Annotated in this window: 1 protein-coding gene; it reads left to right on the forward strand. The window is 67.6% G+C overall.

From position 1 onward, the window contains the following. Positions 1-1111 (forward strand): AMP-binding protein (locus tag QM841_RS42820; RefSeq protein WP_283336786.1); only part of this gene is annotated, 1111 nt, incomplete at both ends.

Raw genomic sequence — 1111 nt, forward strand, 5'->3', positions numbered from 1 at the left:
CCGACGAAAAACGGAACCTGCTCGACCGCACCGGCGGCCCCGAACACCCCGCAACGACACTGCCACAACTGCTCACCACCGCCGCAGCACACAACCGCACCGCACCAGCGGTGACATACGAAGACCACCACCTGTCCTACGAACAACTCGACACCGCATCCTCCCAACTGGCACGGATCCTGATCGCCGAAGGCATCGGCACCGAAGACACCGTCGCCATCGCACTCCCCCGCTCCCTCGAAGCGACCCTCGCAATCTGGGCGACCACCAAAACCGGCGCCGCGTTCCTCCCCATCGACCCGAACTACCCGAAAGACCGCATCACCCACATGCTCTCGGACTCCCGAGCCGCACTCGGAGTGACCACCACCGAGCACGCCACCACCCTGCCCAAACCACTGCCCTGGCTCCTCATCGACACCCCCGACCTCGAAACCCGCTGCAACACCATGGATTCAGGTCCCATCACCGACACCGACCGACTCCGACCCCTACACACCACCAACACCGCCTACCTGCTCTACACCTCCGGCTCCACCGGCACCCCCAAAGGCGTCGTCGTCACCCACCAAGGGCTGGCCAACCTCGCCGCCGAACAACGCGAACGATTCACCATCACCCCCGACTCCCGCACCCTGGCCGTGGCATCCCCGAGCTTCGACGCCTCGGTCTTCGAACTACTCCTCGCCACAGGAACCGGCGCCACCATGGTCATCGCCCCACCCACCGTCTTCGGCGGCGACGAACTCACCCACCTCCTCCACACCACCCACGTCACCCACGCCGTGATCACACCGGCCGCACTGGCCACCATCGACCCCACCGACCTCCACACCCTGCACACCGTCCTCTCCGCCGGCGAGGCCTGCACCCCCGACCTGCCCACCCGCTGGGCCACACCCACCGACACCTCCCCCACCCACACACCCCGCCGCTTCTTCAACGGCTACGGCCCCACCGAAACAACCGTGATGAGCAACTGCAGCGGACCACTGCCACCCGGCGGCCCGGTCACCATCGGCGGCCCGATCCGCGGCACCCACGCCTACGTCCTCGACGACCGACTCCGCCCCGTCCCCACCGGCGTGACCGCAGAACTGCACCTCGCCGG

Source organism: Rhodococcus sp. IEGM 1307, from assembly GCF_030056915.1.
In the GTDB taxonomy this organism is placed as follows: domain Bacteria; phylum Actinomycetota; class Actinomycetes; order Mycobacteriales; family Mycobacteriaceae; genus Rhodococcus_F; species Rhodococcus_F opacus_D.